The organism is Paenibacillus sp. PL2-23 (assembly GCF_040834005.1).
Lineage (GTDB): Bacteria > Bacillota > Bacilli > Paenibacillales > Paenibacillaceae > Pristimantibacillus.
In genome coordinates this window covers 3,739,269-3,763,175 of the sequence record NZ_CP162129.1, presented here as the reverse complement: position 1 = coordinate 3,763,175, position 23,907 = coordinate 3,739,269, and the positions used below count along the sequence as shown (strand labels likewise).

Annotated in this window: 23 protein-coding genes; 21 read left to right on the top strand and 2 right to left on the bottom strand. The window is 54.7% G+C overall.

Translation table 11 applies throughout. The annotated features are described in order from the left end of the window. Nucleotides 1–15: 15 nt before the first annotated feature. From AB1S56_RS16505 to yajC, 16 genes are all read left to right on the top strand, one after another. Entirely contained in the window at nucleotides 16–753 is a 738-nt protein-coding gene (locus AB1S56_RS16505; RefSeq protein WP_340869465.1) for a Spo0B domain-containing protein, read from the top strand. 13 nt (nucleotides 754–766) lie between these two features. Continuing rightward, nucleotides 767–2,092 carry a GTPase ObgE gene (obgE, locus tag AB1S56_RS16500; RefSeq protein WP_340869466.1) on the top strand — a complete coding sequence of 442 codons (1,326 nt, stop codon included), beginning with the start codon at nucleotides 767–769 and terminating at the stop codon, nucleotides 2,090–2,092. Between the two features lie 113 nt (nucleotides 2,093–2,205). Next, nucleotides 2,206–2,643, top strand: coding sequence for an ACT domain-containing protein (locus tag AB1S56_RS16495; RefSeq protein ID WP_340869467.1), 438 nt, complete (start codon nucleotides 2,206–2,208; stop codon nucleotides 2,641–2,643). Nucleotides 2,644–2,668: 25 nt separating this feature from the next. Beyond that, nucleotides 2,669–3,955: a homoserine dehydrogenase gene (locus AB1S56_RS16490; protein ID WP_340869469.1), complete on the top strand. Its 1,287-nt coding sequence runs from the start codon at nucleotides 2,669–2,671 to the stop codon at nucleotides 3,953–3,955. A gap of 4 nt (nucleotides 3,956–3,959) precedes the next feature. Continuing rightward, complete coding sequence (thrB, locus tag AB1S56_RS16485) at nucleotides 3,960–4,958, top strand: homoserine kinase (protein ID WP_340869472.1); 999 nt, start codon at nucleotides 3,960–3,962, stop codon at nucleotides 4,956–4,958. Then, nucleotides 4,955–5,830, top strand: a complete 876-nt coding sequence (pheA, locus tag AB1S56_RS16480) for a prephenate dehydratase (protein ID WP_340869474.1) — start codon at nucleotides 4,955–4,957, stop codon at nucleotides 5,828–5,830. The genes thrB and pheA overlap by 4 nt, the downstream gene beginning before the upstream one ends. Before the next feature lie 36 nt (nucleotides 5,831–5,866). Beyond that, a complete protein-coding gene (gene ilvE / locus AB1S56_RS16475; protein ID WP_340869476.1) occupies nucleotides 5,867–6,748 on the top strand; it encodes a branched-chain-amino-acid transaminase in 882 nt (293 codons plus the stop codon). Between the two features lie 515 nt (nucleotides 6,749–7,263). Continuing rightward, the gene (locus tag AB1S56_RS16470; protein WP_340869478.1) at nucleotides 7,264–9,354 is read left to right on the top strand and encodes a LysM peptidoglycan-binding domain-containing protein; all 2,091 of its coding nucleotides are present in this window, start codon (nucleotides 7,264–7,266) and stop codon (nucleotides 9,352–9,354) included. A 126-nt stretch (nucleotides 9,355–9,480) separates the two neighbouring features. Continuing rightward, complete coding sequence (locus AB1S56_RS16465) at nucleotides 9,481–10,104, top strand: BofC C-terminal domain-containing protein (protein ID WP_340869479.1); 624 nt, start codon at nucleotides 9,481–9,483, stop codon at nucleotides 10,102–10,104. Nucleotides 10,105–10,854: 750 nt separating this feature from the next. Beyond that, nucleotides 10,855–11,358 (top strand): crossover junction endodeoxyribonuclease RuvC, encoded by a 504-nt coding sequence (ruvC, locus tag AB1S56_RS16460; protein WP_340869480.1) that lies wholly within the window; start codon nucleotides 10,855–10,857, stop codon nucleotides 11,356–11,358. Beyond that, the gene (gene ruvA / locus AB1S56_RS16455) at nucleotides 11,355–11,990 is read left to right on the top strand and encodes a Holliday junction branch migration protein RuvA (protein WP_340869482.1); all 636 of its coding nucleotides are present in this window, start codon (nucleotides 11,355–11,357) and stop codon (nucleotides 11,988–11,990) included. Before ruvC ends, ruvA begins: the two co-directional genes overlap by 4 nt. Before the next feature lie 23 nt (nucleotides 11,991–12,013). Further along, nucleotides 12,014–13,018, top strand: coding sequence for a Holliday junction branch migration DNA helicase RuvB (gene ruvB / locus AB1S56_RS16450; RefSeq protein WP_340869484.1), 1,005 nt, complete (start codon nucleotides 12,014–12,016; stop codon nucleotides 13,016–13,018). 20 nt (nucleotides 13,019–13,038) lie between these two features. Beyond that, nucleotides 13,039–15,150 (top strand): SpoIID/LytB domain-containing protein, encoded by a 2,112-nt coding sequence (locus AB1S56_RS16445; protein ID WP_340869485.1) that lies wholly within the window; start codon nucleotides 13,039–13,041, stop codon nucleotides 15,148–15,150. Nucleotides 15,151–15,157: 7 nt separating this feature from the next. Beyond that, nucleotides 15,158–16,207, top strand: coding sequence for a tRNA preQ1(34) S-adenosylmethionine ribosyltransferase-isomerase QueA (queA, locus tag AB1S56_RS16440; protein ID WP_340869488.1), 1,050 nt, complete (start codon nucleotides 15,158–15,160; stop codon nucleotides 16,205–16,207). A 26-nt stretch (nucleotides 16,208–16,233) separates the two neighbouring features. Next, nucleotides 16,234–17,367, top strand: coding sequence for a tRNA guanosine(34) transglycosylase Tgt (gene tgt / locus AB1S56_RS16435; protein WP_340869490.1), 1,134 nt, complete (start codon nucleotides 16,234–16,236; stop codon nucleotides 17,365–17,367). 14 nt (nucleotides 17,368–17,381) lie between these two features. Further along, entirely contained in the window at nucleotides 17,382–17,702 is a 321-nt protein-coding gene (yajC, locus tag AB1S56_RS16430) for a preprotein translocase subunit YajC (RefSeq protein ID WP_340869492.1), read from the top strand. A 49-nt stretch (nucleotides 17,703–17,751) separates the two neighbouring features. On the opposite strand, the gene AB1S56_RS16425 is transcribed toward yajC, so the two are convergent. Continuing rightward, the gene (locus AB1S56_RS16425) at nucleotides 17,752–18,144 is read right to left on the bottom strand and encodes a TIGR04086 family membrane protein (protein ID WP_340869493.1); all 393 of its coding nucleotides are present in this window, start codon (nucleotides 18,142–18,144) and stop codon (nucleotides 17,752–17,754) included. 233 nt (nucleotides 18,145–18,377) lie between these two features. On the opposite strand from AB1S56_RS16425, the gene AB1S56_RS16420 reads away from it, so the two are divergent. Beyond that, nucleotides 18,378–19,136, top strand: coding sequence for a DUF421 domain-containing protein (locus AB1S56_RS16420; protein ID WP_340869586.1), 759 nt, complete (start codon nucleotides 18,378–18,380; stop codon nucleotides 19,134–19,136). Here the strand turns inward: AB1S56_RS16420 and spoVB are convergent. Then, entirely contained in the window at nucleotides 19,129–20,709 is a 1,581-nt protein-coding gene (gene spoVB / locus AB1S56_RS16415; RefSeq protein WP_340869495.1) for a stage V sporulation protein B, read from the bottom strand. The genes AB1S56_RS16420 and spoVB overlap by 8 nt on opposite strands. A 192-nt stretch (nucleotides 20,710–20,901) precedes the next feature. Between spoVB and AB1S56_RS16410 the strand changes: the two genes are divergently transcribed. The 4 genes from AB1S56_RS16410 (at nucleotide 20,902) to AB1S56_RS16395 (ending at nucleotide 23,893) form a co-directional block, all read left to right on the top strand. Beyond that, nucleotides 20,902–21,141 carry a post-transcriptional regulator gene (locus tag AB1S56_RS16410; RefSeq protein WP_340869496.1) on the top strand — a complete coding sequence of 80 codons (240 nt, stop codon included), beginning with the start codon at nucleotides 20,902–20,904 and terminating at the stop codon, nucleotides 21,139–21,141. Nucleotides 21,142–21,224: 83 nt separating this feature from the next. Further along, nucleotides 21,225–22,463 carry a protein translocase subunit SecD gene (gene secD, locus AB1S56_RS16405; RefSeq protein WP_340869497.1) on the top strand — a complete coding sequence of 413 codons (1,239 nt, stop codon included), beginning with the start codon at nucleotides 21,225–21,227 and terminating at the stop codon, nucleotides 22,461–22,463. Then, nucleotides 22,453–23,376, top strand: a complete 924-nt coding sequence (gene secF, locus AB1S56_RS16400) for a protein translocase subunit SecF (RefSeq protein ID WP_340869499.1) — start codon at nucleotides 22,453–22,455, stop codon at nucleotides 23,374–23,376. The genes secD and secF overlap by 11 nt, the downstream gene beginning before the upstream one ends. Before the next feature lie 103 nt (nucleotides 23,377–23,479). Beyond that, the gene (locus AB1S56_RS16395; protein ID WP_340869500.1) at nucleotides 23,480–23,893 is read left to right on the top strand and encodes a cation transporter dimerization domain-containing protein; all 414 of its coding nucleotides are present in this window, start codon (nucleotides 23,480–23,482) and stop codon (nucleotides 23,891–23,893) included. The last annotated feature ends 14 nt before the right edge of the window (nucleotides 23,894–23,907 follow it).

The following is a 23,907-nucleotide window of genomic DNA, read 5'->3' as shown; positions in this document are numbered from 1 at the left end:
GGCAGGTTCTTGGACATGGGACGCTTAATGACGGCGAAGCAGCTTGCGGCCGCAACGGCATTGCTGCCTGGCGGCGCGGTTCTGGCGTGGCCCGGAACGATGTGGCTGAACGCGATTTTCCTTGTATGGATTGCCGCTGTTGCCGCATTCTGGATTCGTGAAGAACGCAAAGAGCATCAGGAGAGGCTGACTCGTACGATTGCAGCCATGCAAAGCTCAGGCATTCGCACGCTTAACCACCATCGTCATGATTGGATGAATGACCTGCAGGTATTGTTCGGCTATATGAGACTGGGCAAGTTGGATAAGACCATTGCCTACGTGGAGAGAATAAGAGAAAGAATGCTCGCGGAGAGCGCGGTTGCCAAGCTTGGCGTGCCGTCATTGGTCAGTTTTATCCAATCCTTCCGCACGATGTCAAGCTCTCTGCAGCTCGACGTAGAGGTTCAGGAAGAGCTTCATTTGAATGAGCTGGATTTGGACAGCGAGGCTGTCGCGGAGACGCTGATACATACCATTAACACATACCGCCTGGCCGCCAAGGCGGAGGCGGGTGGAGCATCCGTGCTGCGCCTGGTGTTAAGCAGGGACGGGGAAGCTCTGTACGCGGCATTTTATTATGAAGGCGAGCTCATCAATGAGCAGCATTGGAATCAGAATTTGAAACAGCAGCTGGACGGCGCGCCCCTGCGGCTGGAAGGCACGGAGCCCAATGGCTCTATGGTGCTGCTAAAGGCGGAAATGCGGGTTTGAACGGAGGCAAGACATGTTTGTCGATAAGGCGAAAATTTTTGTAAAAGGCGGAGACGGCGGTGATGGCATCGTATCGTTCCGTCGAGAGAAGTATGTGGAGAACGGCGGTCCTGCGGGTGGAGACGGCGGCAACGGCGGCGATCTGATCTTCCGCGTGGATGAAGGCTTGCGCACGCTGATGGATTTCCGCTATCAGAAGCATTTCAAGGCGGAGCGCGGCGAGCGCGGGAAGGTCAAGGGCATGCACGGCGCCAGCGCGGAAGACACTATCGTACGTATTCCACCGGGTACAGTCATCATAGATGACGATTCCGGCGAGATTATAGCCGATATGACCAGGCATGGCCAGCAGGTAGTTGTTGCCAAGGGCGGACGCGGCGGTCGGGGCAACATCCGGTTCGCAACGGCGACCAATCCGGCTCCTTATATTTCGGAGAACGGAGAGGAGGGCCAGGAACGCTGGGTTGTGCTGGAGATGAAGGTAATGGCGGATATCGGGCTTGTCGGGTTCCCGAGCGTTGGCAAATCGACGCTTCTGTCCGTCGTATCTGGCGCAAAGCCGAAGATCGGAGCGTATCACTTCACGACGATTACCCCCAACCTTGGCGTGGTCGAAGTTGGCGACGGCCGCAGCTTTGTCATGGCGGATTTGCCGGGCTTAATCGAAGGTGCTCATGAAGGCGTTGGGCTCGGACACGAGTTTCTCCGTCACGTGGAGCGGACGAGGGTTATCATTCATGTCGTCGACATGGCGGCGTCCGAGGGCAGAGATCCGTTCGACGACTGGCAGAAGATTAACGCGGAGCTGAGGCTGTACAACGCGAAGCTTGCGGAGCGTCCGCAGATTATTGCGGCGAACAAGATGGATATGCCGGAGGCGGAGGAGCAGCTCGCTTTCTTCAAGGAGCAGCTGGAGGCGCTGGGCGAGGAGCGGGTGCATCAGATCGTGCCGATATCTTCGCTGACCAAGCAGGGCATTCAGGAGCTGCTGTACAAAGCGGCTGACTTGCTGGATACGATCGCGGTGAACGCCGAGGTCGAGGAAGTGAAGGAAATCGAGGAGCGTAAGGTATACAGCTACGAGAAGAAGGAAGATATCACGTTCACCATCCATCGCGAAGACGAAATCTTTGTCGTGGAGAGCGAAGGCATCGCTCGTATGATGAAACGGATGAATCTCAACTCGTACGATGCGGTGATGCGATTCGCGCGCACAATGCGCAGGCTTGGCGTTGACGACGCGCTGCGCAAGGCTGGGGCAAAGGACGGCGACATGGTGCAGGTTGCGGACTTTGCGTTTGAATTTTTTGAAGGCAGTGATTATAACCCTTACGATTAGAGACAATAGACGACGCAAGTCGTCTTTTTTCTTGAAAGCCTATTGCCGTAGAGCGCTGCTTTCGATATAATGTCCACTATAGGTGTACAATTGTCTTTTTAAGGAGGACGAAAGTGGCTGATCGCTATTATGTCGTTCGGGAGGACATTTTGCCGGAAGCGTTACAGAAGACGATTCAGGCCAAGGAGATGCTGGCGAGCGGCAAGGCGACGACCGTGCATGAAGCCGTCGACCGGGCAGGTCTAAGCCGAAGCGCCTTCTACAAATACAAGGATGGCATATACGAGCTGAACGAAATGACGCAGGAGAGAATCGTTACGATTGCCATGGATTTGGAGCATCGGGCAGGGGTCTTGTCCAGCGTTCTGGGCTTAATCGCCGCAAAGGAAGGGAATGTGCTCACGATGAATCAGAGCATTCCGCTGCAGGGCTACGCCAACGTGGTGCTGTCAGTGGATGTGTCGCAGGTCGCAGGGGACGCCTCGGACCTCATTGAAGCGCTGAAGGGCCAGTCCGGCGTGCGGAAAGCGGCGATCATCGGGCGCGGTTAAAATCGAAGGTAAGCGGAGGGTATATATGAAGCCGGTAAAGGTTGGTTTATTGGGATTAGGCACAGTGGGAACAGGCGTGGTGCGCATTGTGGAAGGCCATCAGGAGGATTTGCAGAGCCAGGTGGGCTCCCCTATCATGATTGAGAAGGTACTGGTGCAGAATAAGAGCAAGTCCCGCAGCATTTCGGTATCGCCGGATAAGCTGACGGAGGACCCGTGGGAAATTATCCGCCACCCGGAAATCGACGTGATCGTGGAAGTGATGGGCGGAATCGCGGGAACGAAGGAGTATATTCTCGAAGCGCTGTCGCTCGGCAAGCATGTTGTAACGGCGAACAAGGATCTGATGGCGTTGCACGGACCGGAAATTTTGGCCAAGGCGCAGGAGCATCGCTGCGATGTCTTGTATGAGGCAAGCGTGGCGGGCGGTATTCCGATTCTGCGTACGCTGGTGGAGGGCTTCTCCTCCGACCGCATTACCAAAATTATGGGTATCGTAAACGGCACAACCAACTACATTCTGACCAAGATGAGCCAAGAGGGCGCTTCGTACGGCGATGTGCTGAAGGAAGCGCAGGAGCTGGGCTACGCGGAAGCGGATCCGACCTCCGATGTCGAAGGACTTGATGCAGCGCGCAAAATGACGATTCTGGCAACGCTGGGCTTCCGCTCCAACGTTGCGCTGGAGGATGTGTCGGCGAAGGGAATCTCTTCCGTCAGCAAGGAGGATATTCTGTACGCCAAGCGTCTTGGCTACGAGCTGAAGCTGCTTGGCATCGCGGAGCGTCAGGACGATCTGATCAGCATCAGCGTCCAACCGACGATGGTGAAGCAATCGCATCCTATCGCTTCCGTTAACGGAGTCTTCAATGCCGTATATGTGTACGGCGAAGCGGTTGGCGAGACGATGTTCTACGGCGCGGGCGCAGGCGAGCTGCCTACAGCTACGTCGATTGTGGCCGACCTTGTGGCCGTCGTCAAAAACCTGAAGCTTGGCGTCAATGGCAAGCAAGGCGCCGTGGCGTACAAGGAGAAGAAGCTCAAAACCGACGAGCAGATCTCGTCCAAATATTTCCTTCTGCTGCATGTAGCGGACCGCGCAGGCGTGCTTGCCCGCATTACGCAAGTGTTCGCGGACTTCGAGGTCAGCCTGGAGTCTGTGCTGCAGCAGCCGAATCCAAGCAATCCAGAGGCGGAAATTATTATTATTACGCATGACGCGAGCAAGGCAGCCATCCAGAAGGTTATTGGCGAATTCGAATCGCTGGATGTTGTTCACAAAGTAAAAAGCGTCTACCGTGTTGAAGGTTAATGGGATGAAGGATCGCAGAGTCATTGTAAAGGTTCCCGCCAGCACCGCCAATCTGGGTCCGGGCTTCGACACGCTAGGCATGGCGCTGTCGCTCTACGGCTGGATTGAGATGTCCATTCCGGAGTCGGGAGAAACGACGTTTGCATTCTATGGCGACGGCATGGATAGCCTGCCTCGCGACAAATCCAACCTGCTGTTCAAGGTGGCTCAGCTTGTGTTCCAGGAAGCGGGAGTAAGCGTGCCGGAGCTTGCCATCTCCATGTACAGCGACGTTCCGCTTGCAAGAGGTCTTGGCTCCAGCGCTTCCGCTATTGTGGGCGCGCTGGTGGCCGCAAACGAGCTGATAGGCAGCCCGCTGAGCAAGCACAAGCTGTTCCAGATCGCTACGGAGCTGGAAGGCCATCCCGACAATGTCGGCGCGTCGCTGTTCGGCGGCATTGTCGTATCCGCCTGGGATGGCTCGGAGGCGCATTACGCGCGGATCGAGCCGCATGAGAGGCTGGAGACGCTGGTCGCCATTCCAGCGTTCCAGCTGGCGACGGAGAAGGCGCGCCATGCGCTGCCTTCTACGGTGTCCATGGCCGACGCGGTATTCAACGTCGGCCGGAGCTCGCTGCTCGTCGCGGCGCTGGCCAGCGGTGAGCTGGAGCTGATCCGCCATGCGATGAAGGATCGGCTGCACCAGCCTTATCGTGCAGCGCTGATTCCTGGCATGGCGGAGATTCTGGAGCGCGCCGCGGATTACGGCGCGCTTGGAGCGGCGCTCAGCGGAGCTGGGCCGACGCTGATCGCGTTCGTGGACGGCGCAAGCGGCGAGAAGAAAGCCGCGCTTGCGGAGTTTCTGAAGTCGACGCTGGCGAAGGAAGGCATCCAAGCCGAGACGTTGTGGTTGTCGCCTTGCAGCAGCGGGGCGGAGGCAACGGTAGAGGAGTGGGACGGCTCCGCTTCTGGCGGCGCGCGGCTCACGCTGATGGATCGAATCAAAGGAGAAGTCAGAGCATGAAGACGATAGCATTATTGCCGGCTGGCTCTGTGTCGGACGAAGCCGCCAAGCATTTGTTCGCGGTAGAGGATCAGGTGGAGTGGAAGCACCATCGCCTGATCGCGGACGTGTTCCAATCCACTGTGAATGGCATTAGCGACTACAGCGTCATTCCCATCGAGAATACGATTGAAGGCTCCGTCAGTCTGCACATGGATTGGCTGGTGCATGAGGTGGATCTACCGATGCAGGCGGAATGGGTATATCCCTCCATCCAGAACCTGATCGGACGCAAGGCCGAGCTATTGAACAACGACGGTGGGCTGGAGCTTACCCGTATCAAGAAGGTGCTCAGCCATCCCGTTGCCATCGCTCAGTGCCTGCAGTTTCTGCGCGCTCATCTTCCCGGCGTCGAGACAGAGCCGGTAAGCAGCACGGCTGAGGCTGTACGTATTGTACGCGAGCATCCCGGTGAAGGCATTGCCGCAATCGGCACACGTATTGCGGCTTCGAACAACGATCTGGACCTGCTGGCGACGGAAATTACGGATCATGACAACAACTATACCCGGTTCATGCTGGTTGGCAACAAGCCGTATACCGCCCGAACCTCGGAGCGGGTGAAGACGAGCATACTCGTCACGCTGCCGGAGGATTATCCAGGGGCGCTTCATCAGGTGCTGTCCGCCTTCGCGTGGCGGCGCATCAACCTGTCGCGCATTGAGTCGAGACCGACGAAGAAGAAGCTGGGCAATTATTATTTTTATATCGAAATCGAGATGTCTCTGGAGTCCGTGCTTCTGCCCGCCGCCTTGCAGGAAATTGAAGCTATCGGCTGTCAGATTCGGGTGCTGGGCTGTTACCCAAGCTTTACTTACGAGCAGTTATCCTAATAGATAGACATACACTTCGGAGGTGTAAGAGCTAGCATGGCACAGCAATGGATATATTTGAATGGTGATTTTGTGACGAAGGAAGACGCCAAAATTTCGGTCTATGACCACGGCTTCCTGTACGGAGATGGCATATTTGAAGGCATTCGCATTTATGACGGCAATATCTTTAAGTGCAAGGAGCATCTGGACCGCCTGTACGATTCCGCCAAATCCATTATGCTGGACATTCCGCTGACGATTGACGAGATGCAGGATGCGCTCGTGGAGACGATTCGCCGCAATGGACTGCGTGACGGCTATATCCGTCTTGTTGTGTCCCGCGGTCCCGGCAATCTGGGATTGGATCCCAAGCGCTGCCCTTCGGCATGGGTCATCATCATTGTGGAGCAGCTTGCCATTTATCCGGAGGAAGCCTACAAGAATGGTCTTGTGTCGGTATCTGTGTCCCAGCGCCGCAACATTCCAGACGCTCTTAATCCGAAGATCAAGTCGCTTAATTACTTGAACAATATATTGGTCAAAATCCAAGCGAATCTCGCCGGCGTCGGCGAAGCCATTATGCTTAACTCTCAAGGCTATGTGGCGGAGGGATCCAGCGACAACATCTTTATTATTAAGAACGGCACGGTGTTCACGCCGCCTTGCTACGTTGGCGCGCTGGAAGGCATAACGCGGGGCGCGATTATGGAGCTATGCGGCAAGCTTGGCTACAAGCTGAAGGAAGAGCCGTTTACGCTGCATGATGTATATGTCGCGGATGAGGTGTTTTTCACCGGTACGGCTGCTGAGGTCATTGCCGTTCGGGAAGTAGACGGACGCACCATTGGCTCCGGACAAGCCGGTCCTATCACGACGCATCTGCTCAAGGAATTCCGTGCTATGGTGACGGTTGACGGCGTGAAGGTTTACGGCTAATTGATATCGTTAGGATGAGTGGAGGCCCTTTGCCGATATGGCGAGGGGTCTTTTTTGTAGTTATAGAATTGATTTCGCGGTTCGAACGCCATGACGCTAACGCTCAAAAAATGCGCTTAGAGCTCGAGCTTAGCGCTTTCCAGCCTGTAACGGTCAAACTGGACGCTTAGCCCTCCTAAACGCACCGACTTTACCTCCATTGTCGTTCTAACATTCGAAAATGTCCGTTACAACTTTGGATGGCCAATTTGACTAGTCTAAAAGGATTTTTTTGACCGTTAGAACGCCCGGTCGAGATGATGACACGATGGCTCATCTCTGAAAGGCCTCGATAGAGGATTTTTCAGCATGAGAGGGATCGCTAAGGGGCAACTGGGATGAAAAGGTACAAGCATCGGCGATTTTTTCAATGGAAAGTGGCGACACCTGCCCATGTTCTGCATAGGATGTAGAGATTGATAACAGGCATTAGCCGTGCCAGGTTATTCAGAACGTGACAGGAGGTTGTCGGCGAAGTGAAAATCCATATGGTCAAAAAAGGCGATACCTTATACTTCATCGGCCAGAAGTACAAGGTTTCAGTCGAAGAGATCCTGGCATTGAACCCGGGCATTACAAATCCGGATGTGCTGGAGATCGGCATGAAGATCAAAGTTCCTTCCAGCAGCGGAGGGCATCAGGGCGTGCATGGCATGGACATTATGCACCAGCATGTCGTGAAGCAGGGAGATACGATGTGGAAGCTGTCCAAAGCTTGGGGCGTTCCGCTGGCGACGATGATTCATGCCAATCCGCATCTTAAAAACCCCAACGTGCTGCTGACCGGCGAGATTGTTAACATCCCGAAGGCTGACGCTCAGGTGCCGGCTGCTTTTGGCGCGCAGAGCGTGCCAGGCAAAACGCCAACTCATCCCCTCAGCCCGTCTTCCCTTATGCAAAGCGTACAGGGCGTTGTCGGCAAGCTGTCTACAGCTCCGGTGATCGGCAAGACGTTCACAGGCTTTGCTTCCGAAAAAACGCCAACCGCTCCAATTGTGTCCCCGGTGCCCCCAGCGCCAGCTCCTAAGCCGCCTGCGGCAAAGGTAGAGCCCGCGCAAAAAAAATCGGAGCCAAAAGTGGAGCCATTGGCGTCCAAGGTCGAGCCGCTGGCGTCCAAGGTCGAGCCGCTGGCGTCCAAAGTGGAGCCGCTGGCGTCCAAAGTCGAGCCACTGGCGTCCAAAGTGGAGCCATTGGCGTCCAAGGTCGAGCCGCTGGCGTCTAAAGTGGAGCCATTGGCGTCCAAGGTCGAGCCACTGGCGTCCAAAGTGGAGCCACTGGCTTCCAAGGTCGAGCCGTTGTCGACAGGCAAGACGCCGCCAAACTCGGCTAATATAGCGCCCCTGTCAACGGGTAAAATGATGCCGTTGTCGGGTGCTAACGTTTCTCCGCTGGCAACAGGAGATATTACGCCAAACTCGCCGCAATATGCGCCGCTCGCAACGGGTGATATTTCACCGCTAAAGTCGAATGTTGCACCTCTGTCAACTGGCAAAACATTACCGGCATCTGAGGCCAACGTCTCGCCTCTTGCGAACGTATCGCCAATGGCAACAGGCAACGTATCGCCGCTGTCGAACGTATCGCCAATGGCAACAGGCAACGTCTCGCCTCTTAGCGTAGGCAACATGGGGGCCATGGCGGACAATATGGCTCCGCTCTCCAATGTGGCTCCAGCTACTAAAGTGATGCCATATGCCGGGAAGAAGGCCCTGCCGATCGAGAAGCCAATCGAAACAAAGGTTACACCAATGCATTCGAACTATATGGAAAGCGTGGATTTGTTCCAGCAGTACCAGGTGCCGGCTACAGAAGCAATGAGCATGCAGGATTCGCCGAATATTATGCCTTACCAAGCTGGCGCTCCATCCAACATGGGTCCGCTCAGCGACACGCCTGCTATGTATCCGTACGATTGTCCCCCGGGCATGTATCCTGCGGGCTACCCAGCGCCTGGCATGATGCCATATTCAGCAGGTCCGGTGTGGGGCTACGGCCATTCCGTCATGCCGCTGTCGGAAGGACCTCACAAAGGCATGGTATCGCCGCTGTCATCGAACCCGAATGCGGGCATGGTAACACCGCTGTCATCGAACCCGAACGCGGGCATGGTATCGCCGCTGTCGTCGAATCCGAACGCGGGTATGGTAACGCCGCTGTCATCGAACCCGAATGCAGGCATGGTATCGCCGCTGTCGTCGAACCCGAACGCGAGCATGGTATCGCCGCTGTCGTCGAACCCGAACGCGGGCATGGTAACGCCGATGGCGCATGGCTCCTTCCATGAATATTCGGCCATGTACCCGGCACCAGGTTACTCCGGATACATTAGCGGCTATCCAACCGGTTATCCCTATCCGGTATGGTCCAATCAGCCTGCGCCCGCGACCGGCGGCAGTGAGGATTGCGGCTGCGGCGGCAAACGCGAGGAAGAGCTGGTCGGGAGCAGCAAAACAAAAACAACAGCCTCCAAGCCTCGTAAAAAAGCTAAAAAAGCAGTAATTCGTACAATCGCACCCCGTCCGAAAAAAAAGTCATCGGGCGAAAGCCGCCCTTGGCTGAACCGTTAATCGTATAACGCTTGTTAAGCTAAATGCAAGAATCGGGCTCCTCGTGTTGGGGGAGCTCGATTTTTTTGCATAATTATGTAATCATGGCGCAGACTATCTTAAAACGCAAAAAAAGGGGTCTTCCTCATGATGGCATTCAGCTTGTGGAAGCAATTAAAACGCAGATTACGCCGTAACCGCAAACCACTTTGGACTTTGGGCGGGATTGCGTTATGGCTGTTCGGCTGCCTGTTCGCGACAGGAGCAACGGCTCATGCCGAGCCTAATGCATCCTCCGCAATCAGTCGTTATTTGGAGAGTACAAATGAAACGGTTCCGGTTCTGCTGCGCCGCGTATATATATGCGGAGAAGAGACGGAAGCGCTGGGCCCGCTTAAGCCTGATCAGGTAATAAGCTTGCTTCGCGAGCATTCCGAATGGAGCAGCGCGTTAGATCAGGACGAGCGGACCGTTATGCTGACCGAGCGTATTGAGGATTTGTCGGATCATTGCAAAACCCATGCTTATTTTGGAGTAGACAGAAAAGGGAACTTCACCCTGTTCGATGGCATCCCCAAGGAAGAGAAGGTTATGCGGACCTTCTTCCAGCTGGATATACGGTATATGGAGAGCAGCCTGCCCAAGCAGCAGCTGGACGAGCTGAATGCCGGAATTCGAGTAAGCGATATGGATGAATATAACAGCGTCCTGTCCACTTACAGCGACTATGCCATGGAGCGCGACGAAAAAGCTATGAATCAAGCCTATTAGTTAGAATGCTGCGAAGCGACACCACGTGTCGCTCTGGAGCAAACTAGCTGCTCCAAAGCTGCAACAACGATCCCACGTGTCGCTCCAGAACAAACTAGCTGCTCCAAAGCTGCAACAACGATCCCACGTGTCGTTATAGCGCCTCAACCTGCCACCTCGCCTACAACAACGATTCCACATGTCGTTATAGCGCCTCACCCCGCCTCCTAGCTTGCAACAACGACACCACGTGTCGCTCTAAAGCAAATTAGCTGCTCCAAAGCTGCAACAACGATTCCACATGTCGTTATAGCGCCTCAACCTGCCACCTCGCCTGCAACAACGACACCACCACGTGTCGCTCCAGAACAAACTAGCTGCGCCAAAGCTGCAACAACGATCCCACGTGTCGTTATAGAGCCTCAACCTGCCACTTCGCCTGCAACAAAGACACCACGTGTCGCTCTGGAGCAAATTAGCTGCTCCAAAGCTGCAACAACGATCCCACGTGTCGTTATAGCGCCTCACCCCGCCTCCTAGCTTGCAACAACGACACCACGTGTCGCTCTAAAGCAAATTAGCTGCTCCAAAGCTGCAACAACGACACCACGTGTCGTTATAGCGCCTCACCCCGCCTCCTCACCTGCAACAGCGACACCATATGTCGCTCCTCTGCAATATCTGTTCACCAAATGATCAAACATTCGTTCTCATATCCATCATCTTTTGTTATAATGGAGGGCAGGCAATCTTAGAGTGGGAGATGGCGTTTTGCGAGTGTTAGGCATAGACCCGGGCATTGCGATCGCGGGCTTCGGATTTATAGATAAGAACGGTCATAAGCTAACGCCCGTGCAATATGGCGCCATTACAACGGAGGCGCATACGCCCCAGGAGCAGCGGCTCGTGCAAATTTACGAATCGGCCGGCGCGCTGATGGATCGGTACAAGCCGGATTCCGTTGCGGTGGAGAAGCTGTTCTTCAATCGGAACGTAACAACGGCGTTTGCGGTTGGGCAGGCGCGAGGCGTCATTATTTTGGCGGCGGCGCAGAGGGGACTGCCAGTGGCAGAGTATACGCCCCTCCAGGTGAAGCAGTCGGTTGTAGGCTACGGCAAAGCGGAGAAGAAGCAGGTGCAGGAGATGGTGAAAATGTTCCTGAGGCTGTCCGCGATTCCGAAGCCGGACGACGTTGCGGACGCGCTCGCTGTGGCGATCTGCCATGCCCATTCCGCCGTGCTGACCAATAAGATAAACGAGGTGTCCAAACGATGATCGATTTTTTGAAGGGTCCCATCGTACATATGGAAGCGGAATATATCGTTATGGACGTCAGAGATGTAGGGTATCGTGTGTTCGTACCGAGCCCTTATGCATTTGCCGCCAAGGAAGGGCCGGTTACCGTCTACATCCACCACTATGTAAGGGAGGACGCGATCCTGCTGTTCGGCTTCGAATCGCGGGAGCAGCAGACGCTGTTCCGGAAGCTGCTGGAAGTGTCGGGCATCGGCCCCCGCGTGGCGATTGGCGTATTGTCCGCTGGCAAGCCGGAAGCCATTGTGGCTGCCGTCCAGGGGGAGAATATCGGCTTCTTGACGAAGCTGCCAGGCATCGGGAAGAAGACGGCCCAGCGTATGATATTGGACCTTAAGGACAAGCTGTTCGGTGCTGTAGCGGATGGCGGCGCGCTGGCTGCAGCGGGCTTCGCAGCGGAGCTAGCGGGAGACACGGGGGGCCAGCAGGGCGCTGGCACTGCTTGGAAGGAAGCGCGCGAAGGCCTTGCGGCGCTCGGCTATACGTCTGCGGAGCTGGACAAAGCATGGAATGGGCTGCAGGACAGCGTGAAGCCGGATGAAACGGTTGACACTCTGATGAAGAGAGCGCTGCAGCAGCTGTTCAAAGGGTAACGGAAAGGAGAGGACAGCTAGTAATGGACGATCGAATCATTTCCGCCAACCTGATGATGGACGAGCAAGCCGTGGAGCTGAGCCTGCGGCCTCGTTATCTTGCCGAATACATCGGCCAGTCGAAGGTGAAAGAGAACCTCACGATCTATATCGAAGCAGCCAAGATGCGCAAGGAGGCGCTGGATCATGTTCTGCTGTATGGACCTCCGGGACTTGGCAAAACAACGCTGTCCAACATTATCGCCAATGAGCTGGGCGTTAATCTGAGAACAACATCCGGTCCAGCTATCGAGCGGCCGGGCGATCTTGCCGCGCTGCTTACGAACCTGCAGGAAGGCGACGTACTGTTTATTGACGAGATTCATAGATTGCACCGCACAGTGGAGGAAGTGCTCTATCCCGCGATGGAGGATTTCTGCCTGGATATTATGATTGGCAAAGGGCCTAGCGCTCGTTCCGTGCGACTGGACTTACCGCCCTTCACGCTCATTGGCGCCACGACTCGCGCCGGGCTCCTGTCCGCGCCGCTGCGAGACCGGTTCGGCGTCGTCAGTCGCCTGGAATTTTATACAGTGGACGAGCTGGCCTTCATCGTAAGCCGCGCCTCCGAAATATTGGACGTGTCCATAGTGGGAGAGGCAGCGACTGAAATTGCTATGCGCTCCAGAGGAACGCCGCGAATTGCCAACCGGCTGCTCAAGCGAGTGCGCGACTTCGCGCAGGTGCGCGGCGACGGTGTTATCACTCACGACATTGCTCGTTCTGCACTGGAGCTGCTGCAGGTGGATCCTGTGGGGCTGGACCATATTGATCATAAGATGCTCCATGCGATGATGACCACGTTCTCCGGCAGACCAGTCGGTCTGGATACCATTGCAGCAACGATCGGGGAAGAGAGCCAGACCATTGAGGATGTTTACGAGCCGTATTTGATGCAGATCGGCTTTCTGCAGCGGACGCCGAGAGGCCGCATTGCGACGGAGGGCGCCTACCAGCATCTTGGTCTGCCGCTTCCTAAGCGCAACTAGAGAGGAGTGCACCAGTAATCATGAAGCATTATGGGAGAAAATTAACCTTTACCGTCATAGCGCTGCTTGTGCTGGTTACGTCCATAACGGCTGTGCCTATTCAAGCAGCGGTGCCTTCGCTTCAGGATATCCGGGTAGCGATGTATCTGTCGCTCCCGGGCAAATACGATCAGACGATTCCAGCGGCAACCTTCCAATCGGCCCAAGGCATGAAGCTTGGGGTCAGACTGCCTGAAGGGGTCATAGACTGGCTGTCCATTCCGGGGGGCGAAGCTGTTCGAATCGGACTTGACGATTACAAGGTGAAGCTCATGGAGAGCAAAAGCTTCGCAAGCGCCTGGGCCGTCTATCAATATGTCATTGGAGCCAAAGGCACCGCTTCGGTCACCTCCGTCATTAAGAACGGAGCCCCCCATTATCAGGTGTTCGAAGGGGCGTACCTATCTTCGGCAGAAGCAACAGCTGCTCTTGCCCGCCTCCATGCCGACACCGCGATGTCAGCTCTGCTGCAAGGCTTCAAGCCGGAGCTTCATGGTCCTCTGCGCCTTGAAACTCCGCCGCTGGGAAGCAAGCAGGCGGCGCAGGCTTCGGCTATCTCATACGGGGCAGCGGGATTTGACGCCTATGTCGCCGTAAGAGGCGCTGCGAACGGAGCAGCTTATTCTGTTATGGTCGGCGGAGCAGCGACGCAGGAGGAGCTCGCCAAGCTTCAGGCCTCCGCAGCCAAAGCGCCAAGCGGCGCATCGCTGAAGCCTGTGGATACCAGCTCCAGCTATATGCTTATTCGCCCGGATTATGGCAATACCGCCAACGCGAATGCCAGCCAGGAGCTGTATATGCTGCCTTCGGGCACTATGAAGGCCTGGCTGTCCCCGCTCGGAGAAGCGCCGATCCAGCTGCAGGAGCGCTTCAATCGAACCTATAGAGGCAGCTTCGAGCTAAGCGCATATAACGGCAAGCTGGCCGTCGTGAACGAGCTGCCATTCGAGCAATATCTGTATTCCGTCGTTGCGACGGAGATGTATGCGGCATGGCCGCTGGAGGCGCTGAAGGCGCAGGCAGTCGCCGCCCGTTCTTATGCGCTTAACAAGGGCTTCGGGTTCGGAATCGCTCATGTGGTGGATACGACGCTCAGCCAAGCTTATTATGGAACGGGAGTGGAGAAGCCCTCCACAACCGAAGCCGTAGAGGCGACGAAGGGGGAGGTTGCGCTTTATAACGGCAAGGTGATTGAAGCCGTATTCTCTTCCAGTGCGGGAGGAAGAACGGCTGACGCGGGGGATATATGGGGGAATGCCATTCCTTATCTCCAATCCGTGCCAAGCCCCGATGAAGCTTCGGAGGCAAACCTGTATCATTGGCATCGCATTGTAACGCCAGAAGGCCAGATTGGTTATATAAGGGAGGATCTGGTCAGAAATACAGGCATGACAACGGCAGCCGGCAGCCGAATTCTGGAGTTGACGTCGAGCGGGACAAACCTTCGCCGCCATCCCGTCATTCAAGAATCGGTTCCCGTCATTACGCAGCTCCAGCAGGGAGCAAGAGTAATCGAGCTGGAGCGTGTCATGGAGTCCAATCCCATGCGCTGGGTTCGCGGACCGTTCACGGGTGAAGAGCTGCTGGCGACTGTTAATGCAAGAGCGAATCCGAAGCTTACAACGCCCATTAAGTCGCTTGCGATCAGCGCCAAGGGGGTATCAGGCCGGGCGACGGAGCTTACGGTGAACGGCACGAAGCTGGGACTTCCTTCGTCAGACAGCATTCGTTCCGCTCTCGGCGTAGGCGGCTCGCTGCCAAGCACGTTGTTCCAGGTGGAGGAGACCGGCAAGGTCGTCGTGCAGGGGGCTGAGGGCCAAGTGTCCACCAAAAGCGATAGCTCCAGCAAATTATATGTCATGGGAGCTGATGGCAAATCAGCAGCCTATTCGGGAGACTATCTGTATGCGTTGAACAGCGAAGGCGAGATTCGGGCGGCTACCAAGGACGCGGCATTTGCATTCAGCGGGACAGGCAATGGCCATGGCGTCGGCTTGTCTCAATACGGGGCGCTGGGCTTGGCTCAGCAGGGGTATGACTATGAATATATTTTGAAATACTATTATAAAGGCATAACGATAGCTAAGGAATGAATAAGAGATGAATGTAGATTGGTTTGATTTCGAATTGCCGGAGGAGCTTATTGCCCAGACTCCGCTGCAGGACAGGACGTCCTCCAGATTGCTTATGCTGAACAAGGCGAACGGACAAATCCAGCACGGCGTGTTTACAGATTTGGCGGAGCAGCTGCGAGCGGGCGATGTGCTTGTGCTCAATAATACGAGAGTCATTCCCGCAAGATTGATGGGCATGAAGAAGGATACAGGCGCCAAGGCGGAGCTGCTGCTGCTCAAGCAGCTGGGCGACGATCGGTGGGAAGCGCTGGCGAAGCCTGCAAAACGTCTCAAGACGGGCTCTATTATAGCCTTTGGCGACGATGGCACCGGCAATGCGCTAATGGAGGCCGAGGTGTTGGAGGAAGGCGATATGGGCTCGCGCATCATTCGCTTCCGTTACGAAGGCATCTTCCAGGAGCTGCTTGACCGACTAGGGGAGATGCCCCTGCCTCCTTATATTAAGGAGAGGCTGGAGGAGCGGGAGAGATACCAGACGGTATATTCCCGTCATGAAGGCTCGGCGGCGGCGCCGACTGCCGGTCTGCATTTTACGGAGCAATTCCTGCAGGAGCTGGAAGACAAGGGTGTTGTGCTGGCTTATGTCACCCTGCATGTTGGTCTGGGCACCTTCCGCCCGATGTCTGTGGATAAGGTAGAGGAGCATGAGATGCATGCCGAATATTACGAGCTGGACGAGCGGAACGCAGAGCTGTTGAATGAGGCTTCCCGGAACGGTCGCCGCATTGTGGCTGTCGGCACCACGTCGGCGCGAACGCTGGAGACGCTGGCGGGAAGATTCCAGGACAAGCCGCTGGAGGCGTGCAGCGGATGGACATCGATCTTCATCTATCCGGGGTACAAGTTCCAGCTTGTGAATGCGCTCCTGACGAACTTCCATCTGCCCAAATCGACGCTTGTGATGCTTGTAAGCGCGCTGGCAGACAGGGATCTTATTATGAAGGCCTATGGCGAGGCGATCGAAAGAAGATACCGTTTCTTCAGCTTCGGCGACGCCATGTTTATTTTCGACTAAACTTACAGGATTGGAAGCGTGACACAGTGGCAGTCAAATATGAATTCATCAAGCAATGCAAGCAATCGGGAGCCAGGCTGGGGCGCGTGCACACTCCGCATGGCGTGATCGAGACGCCTACGTTTATGCCTGTCGGCACGCAAGCGACGGTCAAAACGATGAGTCCCGAGGAATTGAAGGCAATGGATGCGCACATTATTCTGAGCAATACGTATCACCTGTTCCTTCGTCCGGGACATGAGCTCGTGAAGCGCGCTGGCGGCCTGCACAAATTTATGAACTGGGACCGTCCCATTCTGACTGACAGCGGCGGCTTTCAAGTATTCAGTCTGAGCGAGATGAGGAAGATCTCGGAGGAAGGCGTTCATTTCTGTTCCCATCTGAATGGAGACAAGCTGTTCCTGTCTCCCGAGGTTGCGATGGAGATTCAGAATGCACTTGGACCGGATATTATGATGGCCTTCGACGAATGCCCGCCTTATCCGGCGGAATATGAATATATTAAGCAGTCCACGGAGCGGACCTCCCGCTGGGCGGAGCGCTGCCTCAAGGCGCATGCCAGACCGCAGGATCAAGCATTGTTCGCGATCGTGCAGGGCGGCATGCACAAGGATTTGCGTATTCAGAGCGCCAGGGATTTGACTTCCATGGATTTCCCGGGGTATGCTATTGGTGGACTGAGCGTTGGCGAGCCGAAGCATCTTATGTACGAGGTGCTGGATTACACCGTTCCAGAGCTGCCGGCGGACAAGCCGCGTTATCTGATGGGCGTTGGGTCACCGGACGCATTAGTGGAAGGCTCTATTCGAGGCATCGATATGTTCGATTGCGTGCTGCCGACGCGAATTGCTAGGAACGGCACAACGATGACCAGCGGCGGTCGTCTTGTCGTGCGCAATGCCAAATATGCCGAGGATTTGGGACCGCTGGACCCCAACTGCAGCTGCTACACGTGCCAGAACTATTCGCGCGCCTACATTCGCCATCTGTTGAAGGCGGACGAGACGTTCGGCATTCGCTTAACCACCTATCATAACCTGCACTTCTTATTGCAGCTCATGAGGGACGTGCGCCAAGCGATCAGAGAGGACCGGCTTCTGGACTTCAGGGATGCCTTCTTCGAGTCGTACGGCCTTAATAATAGTGACAAAGGATTCTGAGAGGGGGAAATACAATGACATTATTTGAAGCAACAGGTGCAGGCCAGGAACAAAGCATATGGAGCATCGTTCTTCCATTTGTTCTTATGTTCGCCGTGTTCTACTTCCTGCTGATTCGACCGCAGCAGAAGAAATCCAAACAGCGTACTGCCATGCTTAATCAAATCAAAAAAGGCGACAAAATTACAACGATCGGCGGTCTTCACGGCACTGTCGTGGAGCTGACGGACGACACGGTAGTCATCCGCGTTAACGATACGACGAAGATGACCTTCGAGCGCAGCGCGGTCAATACGATCGTAAGCTCCGCCCCTGCAGCAGCAGTGGACAAATAATACATAAAACGACCGGCAGCTCCATACTGCCGGTCGTTTTTTTTGTGCATTATTTGCGAAGATTGACGCCGATCATGCCACCGAAGGCTCCAGCCAGCAAAGCCGCGCCCAATATCATTGCGCTATTCCAGGAAGGTGCAGCATTGGCGGCGAGAAAGCTGACAATCATAACAATGATGCCATAGACGAGACCCAGCAGTCCTCCGTTATACCAGCCCTTCCGCTCCGAGCGTTTGCCTGCGGTGAAGCCGCCTGCAAGCGCAGAAAACGCGTGAACAAGCAGGGTATAAGAGCTGAGCTCGCTTTCTTTCATACTGGAGAAATGCAGCAGTAAGGACAGCAGAAGGGCGCCGGCGGCGAGCCAAATGATGGAAAATGCGACTCCAGCCAAAAGCGGCGAGGCAATGGCGGGCCGCTTGGGAGCTTGTTTGACGGAACTCATCCTATTCCTCCTTCATAACGATTAACGTATGATTAATCCTTATGGTCAAGCTGGCACAAATAGTACAGGTCCTGGCGCGTTTTTACGTTTTTTGACTCAAAATATTTTGCCATTTATTCGCGCTTTCCGAATTCGTATGTTGTGGTACGCGAGGGGGAGAATAGCTGTACGAGCTTGACGCGGTCTCAAGCAGCCAGCATGCATTGACCCGAGGAGGCGCTAATCACTTGGATATGTTCAGCTTAGTGATCCGTACGACATTGATTTATATTGTTGTGTTTCTGATCATGCGTTTTATGGGAAAACGAGAGATCGGCAAGCTTACCGTGCTTGACTTTGTCATTTCCATTATGATGGCGGAGATTGCGGTCATTGTCATTGAGGATGTGGAGCGGCCGTTCATTGAAGGCATTGTGCCTATGGTCATTTTGATGGCGATTCAGGTGGGAACCGCTCTGCTCTCTATGTATAACCGCAAAATGAGGCTTCTGCTGGACGGCAAGCCAAGCGTCATTATCGCCAAGGGCAAAATTAACCGGGAGGAAATGCGGAAGCAGCGCTACAACCTGGACGATCTTATGCTGCAATTGCGGGAAAATAAGCTGACAACCGTTGCGGATGTGGAGTTTGCCATTCTGGAAACGAGCGGCAAGCTGTCCATTATTCCCAAGGAGAGAGCGATGGGAGGCGCGTCCGAGCAATCGGACCAGGAGGCGCCAGATGTGGATGTGGAGAGGTCCAGCCATACGCCCCCGCCCAAGGGCAAGGAGAAGCTGATTCCTGCGGGCTTCCGGTTCGAAATTCTTCCCATTCCGCTCATTATGGATGGCAAGGTGCAGGATGATAATTTGATGAAAATTGAAAAAACAAGATTTTGGCTCAAAAACGTGCTTCAAGCGCATGGGGTCATGGATTTCAAGGATGTATTCCTTTGCACCATCGATCACAAGGGCAAGCTGTTCGTGGACGTCAATCAGAAGCGAATTACTTGAACCAGGTGCCGAGCCAAGGAATGCGAGCCAGATCATACCGGTCGATAATGCGCATCCAGATCATGAGCAGCACATAGAGAAGGACGCCCCCGCCGCATGCCAGCATTAGGCTCATCCATTCTGCGGGCAGCGGAGAATGCTTCATCATCCATTGCGCGCCGGCTCCCATCATGATCATGGCTGCTGCTACTTTGAGGAAATCTAGGCCTTTCATACGGAAGCCGATGAAACGAAGCACACTGATGGCGTGCAGGACGGTAACAAGCACAATATTGACGTTAATCGCGATAATCGCGCCATAGATGCCAAGCTCCGGATCGGAGGCCAGCTGCACAATGAGCACCAGCTTGATCGCTGCTCCGATAAAGGTATTCAACAGCGCCGTGCCCGGCTTATCGAGCGCCTGCAGGGCAGCCTGCAGCGGTGCCTGCAAATAAATGAACAGTGCCACCGGCGCCATCATCTGAAGCATGGGGGCATACTCCGGATGATCATAGACAAGCCGGCAGAGAGGCTCGGCGAACAAGCCCATGACGACCGCAAAGGGAGCGCCTGATACAAGCGCAATGCGCATGGATTGATGAAGACGCTTATGAATGAGCGGCTTGTCATTGTTCGCGGCGGCCTCCGACAGAGAGGGGACAAGCGACACCGCAAGGGAGTAAGTCAAAGCCGTGGGCAGGAGCAGAAGGGGAATGATCATCCCCTGCAGCGCTCCGTATTGAGCTGTCGCTATGCCCGTCATGATGCCGGCGGCGGCAAGGCTGCGGGCGGTAAATATAGACTCAAGCAGGTAGGACAAGGAGCCCACAAGCTTACTGCCCGTTACGGGAATGGACAGGCCAAGGAGCCGCCTTAGGACGGGTGTGCGCTCGCCAGTTTCCTCGGCTCCTTGTGCTTCCGCCGCCGACTGGGCTGCGCTGCTCTTCTGCCCCTTGCGCGACTTGTCCTGAGCGTATTTCCACAGCATGACAAGCAGGCCGCCAATCTCTCCGACAACCACCCCCAGCATGGCTCCTGCCGCGGCCCATTCCAGGCCATAGGGAAGGAACAGGTAAGAGAAGAACAGCGACGCAATGATGCGAACAACGGTTTCCACCAGCTGGGAGACAGCGCTTGGAATCATATTCTGTCTGCCTTGAAAATACCCCCGATAAACGGATGATACGCCAATAATCAACAGAAGCGGGCTCATCATGAGGAATGCGCGATACACGCGTGAATCCGGCAGCACATGCTTAATAATGAGCGGCGCGAACAGCAGCATAACAGCCGTCATGACGGAAGCAATCGCTACAGTCAGCAGCATAGCCGTTCGGAAAATATGCTTCACCCGCTTATGGTCGCCCTGCGACTCCGCTTCCGCGATCCACTTGGCAATGGCGAGCGGAATGCCGCCTGTAATAATCGTCAGCAGCACGATAAGAAATGGATAAGCAAGCTGATAAATGCCTACGCCTTCTGCGCCAATAATACGCGGCAATGCGATTCGCGGCACAAAGCCAAGCAGGCGAGTGACGATGCCTGCGGCGAGCAGGATCATGGCGCCTTTGATAAACGTTTGCTTCGTCATGATCGAAGACCTCTTCTCCTTCAAGGTACCCCGCAGGCCGGAGATCGGACATGCAGATACTACCACTTTATGCTTGGCATGTCCGGTTGCATGTCTAGCAAATCAAGAAACTTGGGGCAAGGATGCAGGATTATGCGATGGGGAAGGAGAATACATAAGCAATCATGCGGAATGCTCACTAGGAGGTGCGGTATGGCGGACGAAGATTTGAGCGTAATGATTGAGGAGCTGTGCCACAGCAAGGCGGAGGAATTCCGAATGTTAGGCTACGAGCATGTGGAAGCCAAGGAGATCTGGGAATGCGTCAGCGCCAAATACGCAAAAACCGGCCAGCCGGAGCTGCATCAGCTGGTCAACGATATTTTATCTCTGAAGGCCACCCAGTTCATGAACTATATGACGCTAAGCGCTTATAAGGGGAACCCTTTCTAACGATGGGGTTCTTTCTTTTTTGACTCGATTTTGCAGCATCTGTATAATGGGAATATTGAGATCATAAGGGGGATTTGAGACGTATGTTCGGGAAGAGAATACTTGCCTTCCTTGCGGTCGTAATCGTGACCTTCGGCGTTATTGTCGGGACAAGCCCTTGGCTGCTGCAAGGCGTCAAGCTCGGGCTCGATTTGAAGGGCGGCTTCGAGGTGCTGTACCAAGCAAAACCGTTTGAAGGCGGATCGGAGGTCACACCGGAAAGCTTGAGCGAGACGGCTAAGGGATTGCTGAAGCGTATCGACGATAAGGGTCTGGTGGAGCCGGAGATTACTCCTGAAGGCAAAGACCGAATTCGGGTCAAGCTGCCTGGCGTGGACAGCGAAGACGATGAAATTATTAAGCTGCTGTCTCAGCCGATCAATCTGACCTTCCGGGCACCGGACGGTACGATTAAGCTGAACGGAACGGATTTTGTGGAGAACGGCGCGGGGCTCGCATTTGACGAATTGAACCGCCCCATTGTTACGCTGAAGCTGAAGAGCGCCGAGAAATTTGGCAAGGTGACAACAGAGCTTGTTGGTCAGCCGATGTCGATCTACCTGGACGAGACCTTGATCTCCAGCCCTATGGTGAATCAGCCTATCAACAGCGACAGCGCAATCATTGAGATGGGCAATGCGTCTGTTGAGGAAGCGAGAGATCTGCGAGACAAAATTAATATGGGCTCGCTGCCGCTGAGGCTGGAAATGCTGTACACCAACAGCGTAGGAGCCAAGCTTGGCATGGAGTCGCTTAAGGATACTGTAACGGCAGGCATTATTGGCTCGGTTATCGTACTGGCGTTTATGATTGCCATCTTCCGCATTCCAGGTTTGGTGGCGTCCATTACGATCATTACGTACGCCTGGCTGCTCGTGCTTGTGCAGAACCTCATGAACGCTACGTTGACGCTGCCTGGCATCGCGGCCTTTGTACTCGGGGTCGGTATGGCGGTTGACGCCAACATCATAACGGCTGAACGGATCAAAGAGGAGATTCGCAGCGGCAAGAGCATGCTGTCCTCGCTCAAATCCGGCTCCAAGAACTCGTTCCGCACCATTATGGACGCGAACATTACAAGCATTATTGCTGCGGCGGTGCTGTATTTTATCGGTGACGGCGCGATTAAGGGCTTTGCACTGACGATGATTTTCAGCATACTGGTTAGTATCGCCACGAATATTTTCTTCGCGCGGTTCCTTATGACTCTGCTTGTGCGCAGCAACAGGTTTATGAAGCCGAGCTTCTATGGCGTGAAGGAGAGTGAAATTCGTGAACTATAATACGAAAATCCGTTATGACGTAGTAGGGAATCGGAATAAATATTTTATATTCTCACTAGCTTTGACATTTGCGGGCATTCTGTCGCTTATCATTATGCAACTGAACCTGGGCGTCGACTTCAAGGCGGGCTCCAACATGGATATCTCCATGGGCAAGCCGGTGACGAAGCAGGAGGTCACGGAAGTGCTGGCGGAGGCGGGTTACCCTGATCTGTCCCCCACAGTAGGCGGCGCGAATAACGACCGCGTATCCGTCCGCTTCACGGACGTGCTGGAGCAAGAGGAAACCTCGAAGGTCAATCAGGCTCTGAAAGCGAAGTTCGGGGATGATATTTCGGCTGAGGTTAATGTAGTATCGCCCGATATTGCGCGTGAGCTGGGTATTAAGACCATCTGGGCTATTCTGATCGCGAGTCTCGGTATCATGATCTACGTCATGATTCGATTCGAGTGGCGGTTCGCCCTTGCCGCGAATATATCGATCCTGTATGACAGCTTTGTTGTGGTCGCGCTGTTCTCGATCTTCAGGCTTGAGGTGGATTTGCCGTTCATCGCGGCCGTGCTGACGACGCTTGGTTATTCCATTAACGACAAAATCGTTATCTTCGACCGAATTCGGGAAAACATGCGTTTTGCCCAACTGAAAAGTGAGAGCCAGCTGTCGGAGCTCGTAAATGCGAGTATCTGGCAGACTATGGCCAGGAACTTGTATACGGTCCTTACGGTTGTTATTGTAACCGTGTGTATATTCCTGCTGGGCAGCCCGTCCATCAAGCTGTTCTCGCTCGCTTTATTAATCGGGCTTATCAGCGGCGCTTACTCCACGATCTTCATCGCGAGCCCGCTATGGTTCCTGTTGAAGCGCAAGGAGAAGAAGAAGCCGAAGCAGGCCGCAGCCCCATCCACACCATAGTTCGGAGTAAAAATGCTTACGAAGAAGGTTTTGCATTCGCAAAACCTGAGACTATGCTTACGAAGTAAGGAATTGCATGCGCAATTCCTTTCAGGAGGTTCAAATGTCAACCAGACCGCGAGATGGGAAGAGAGATCCCGAGGGCAGAACGCGCTTATGGGGCGTTCTGGACATTCTATTTCGGGGCTCAAGAAGAAATGAGAAGGATGCCAGCCGTGAGGAATGCGCGCATGAATTGATGCAGGTGGTGCAGCGCGTCGAAGGTGTGGTGACCGTTCAATCGCTGAAGGCGAGAGAGCAAGGCCATTACGTGGTGGCGGACATCATCATCAGCGTCAATCCTCGCATTACAGTGCAGGAGGGGCAAGAGATTGCCAAGCGCGTCAAGACGCTGCTTATGCATCGCTTTGTCCATCTGACCGACGTGTCGGTGTATGTGGAGCCTTACGATCCCGGATATCCTTACAAATCCAATCATGACCCTAATCAGGAGCAAATGCCAACACTGCTGCAGTAGCAAGCTGGCCAGCA

Coding starts and splice junctions, on each gene's coding strand:
- AB1S56_RS16505 (WP_340869465.1), top strand. CDS start 16: ATGGGACGCTTAATGACGGCGAAGCAGCTTGCGGCCGCAACGGCATTG.
- obgE (WP_340869466.1), top strand. CDS start 767: ATGTTTGTCGATAAGGCGAAAATTTTTGTAAAAGGCGGAGACGGCGGT.
- AB1S56_RS16490 (WP_340869469.1), top strand. CDS start 2,669: ATGAAGCCGGTAAAGGTTGGTTTATTGGGATTAGGCACAGTGGGAACA.
- thrB (WP_340869472.1), top strand. CDS start 3,960: ATGAAGGATCGCAGAGTCATTGTAAAGGTTCCCGCCAGCACCGCCAAT.
- pheA (WP_340869474.1), top strand. CDS start 4,955: ATGAAGACGATAGCATTATTGCCGGCTGGCTCTGTGTCGGACGAAGCC.
- ilvE (WP_340869476.1), top strand. CDS start 5,867: ATGGCACAGCAATGGATATATTTGAATGGTGATTTTGTGACGAAGGAA.
- AB1S56_RS16465 (WP_340869479.1), top strand. CDS start 9,481: ATGATGGCATTCAGCTTGTGGAAGCAATTAAAACGCAGATTACGCCGT.
- ruvA (WP_340869482.1), top strand. CDS start 11,355: ATGATCGATTTTTTGAAGGGTCCCATCGTACATATGGAAGCGGAATAT.
- ruvB (WP_340869484.1), top strand. CDS start 12,014: ATGGACGATCGAATCATTTCCGCCAACCTGATGATGGACGAGCAAGCC.
- AB1S56_RS16445 (WP_340869485.1), top strand. CDS start 13,039: ATGAAGCATTATGGGAGAAAATTAACCTTTACCGTCATAGCGCTGCTT.
- queA (WP_340869488.1), top strand. CDS start 15,158: ATGAATGTAGATTGGTTTGATTTCGAATTGCCGGAGGAGCTTATTGCC.
- yajC (WP_340869492.1), top strand. CDS start 17,382: ATGACATTATTTGAAGCAACAGGTGCAGGCCAGGAACAAAGCATATGG.
- AB1S56_RS16425 (WP_340869493.1), bottom strand. CDS start 18,144: ATGAGTTCCGTCAAACAAGCTCCCAAGCGGCCCGCCATTGCCTCGCCG.
- AB1S56_RS16420 (WP_340869586.1), top strand. CDS start 18,378: ATGTTCAGCTTAGTGATCCGTACGACATTGATTTATATTGTTGTGTTT.
- spoVB (WP_340869495.1), bottom strand. CDS start 20,709: ATGACGAAGCAAACGTTTATCAAAGGCGCCATGATCCTGCTCGCCGCA.
- AB1S56_RS16410 (WP_340869496.1), top strand. CDS start 20,902: ATGGCGGACGAAGATTTGAGCGTAATGATTGAGGAGCTGTGCCACAGC.
- secD (WP_340869497.1), top strand. CDS start 21,225: ATGTTCGGGAAGAGAATACTTGCCTTCCTTGCGGTCGTAATCGTGACC.
- AB1S56_RS16395 (WP_340869500.1), top strand. CDS start 23,480: ATGTCAACCAGACCGCGAGATGGGAAGAGAGATCCCGAGGGCAGAACG.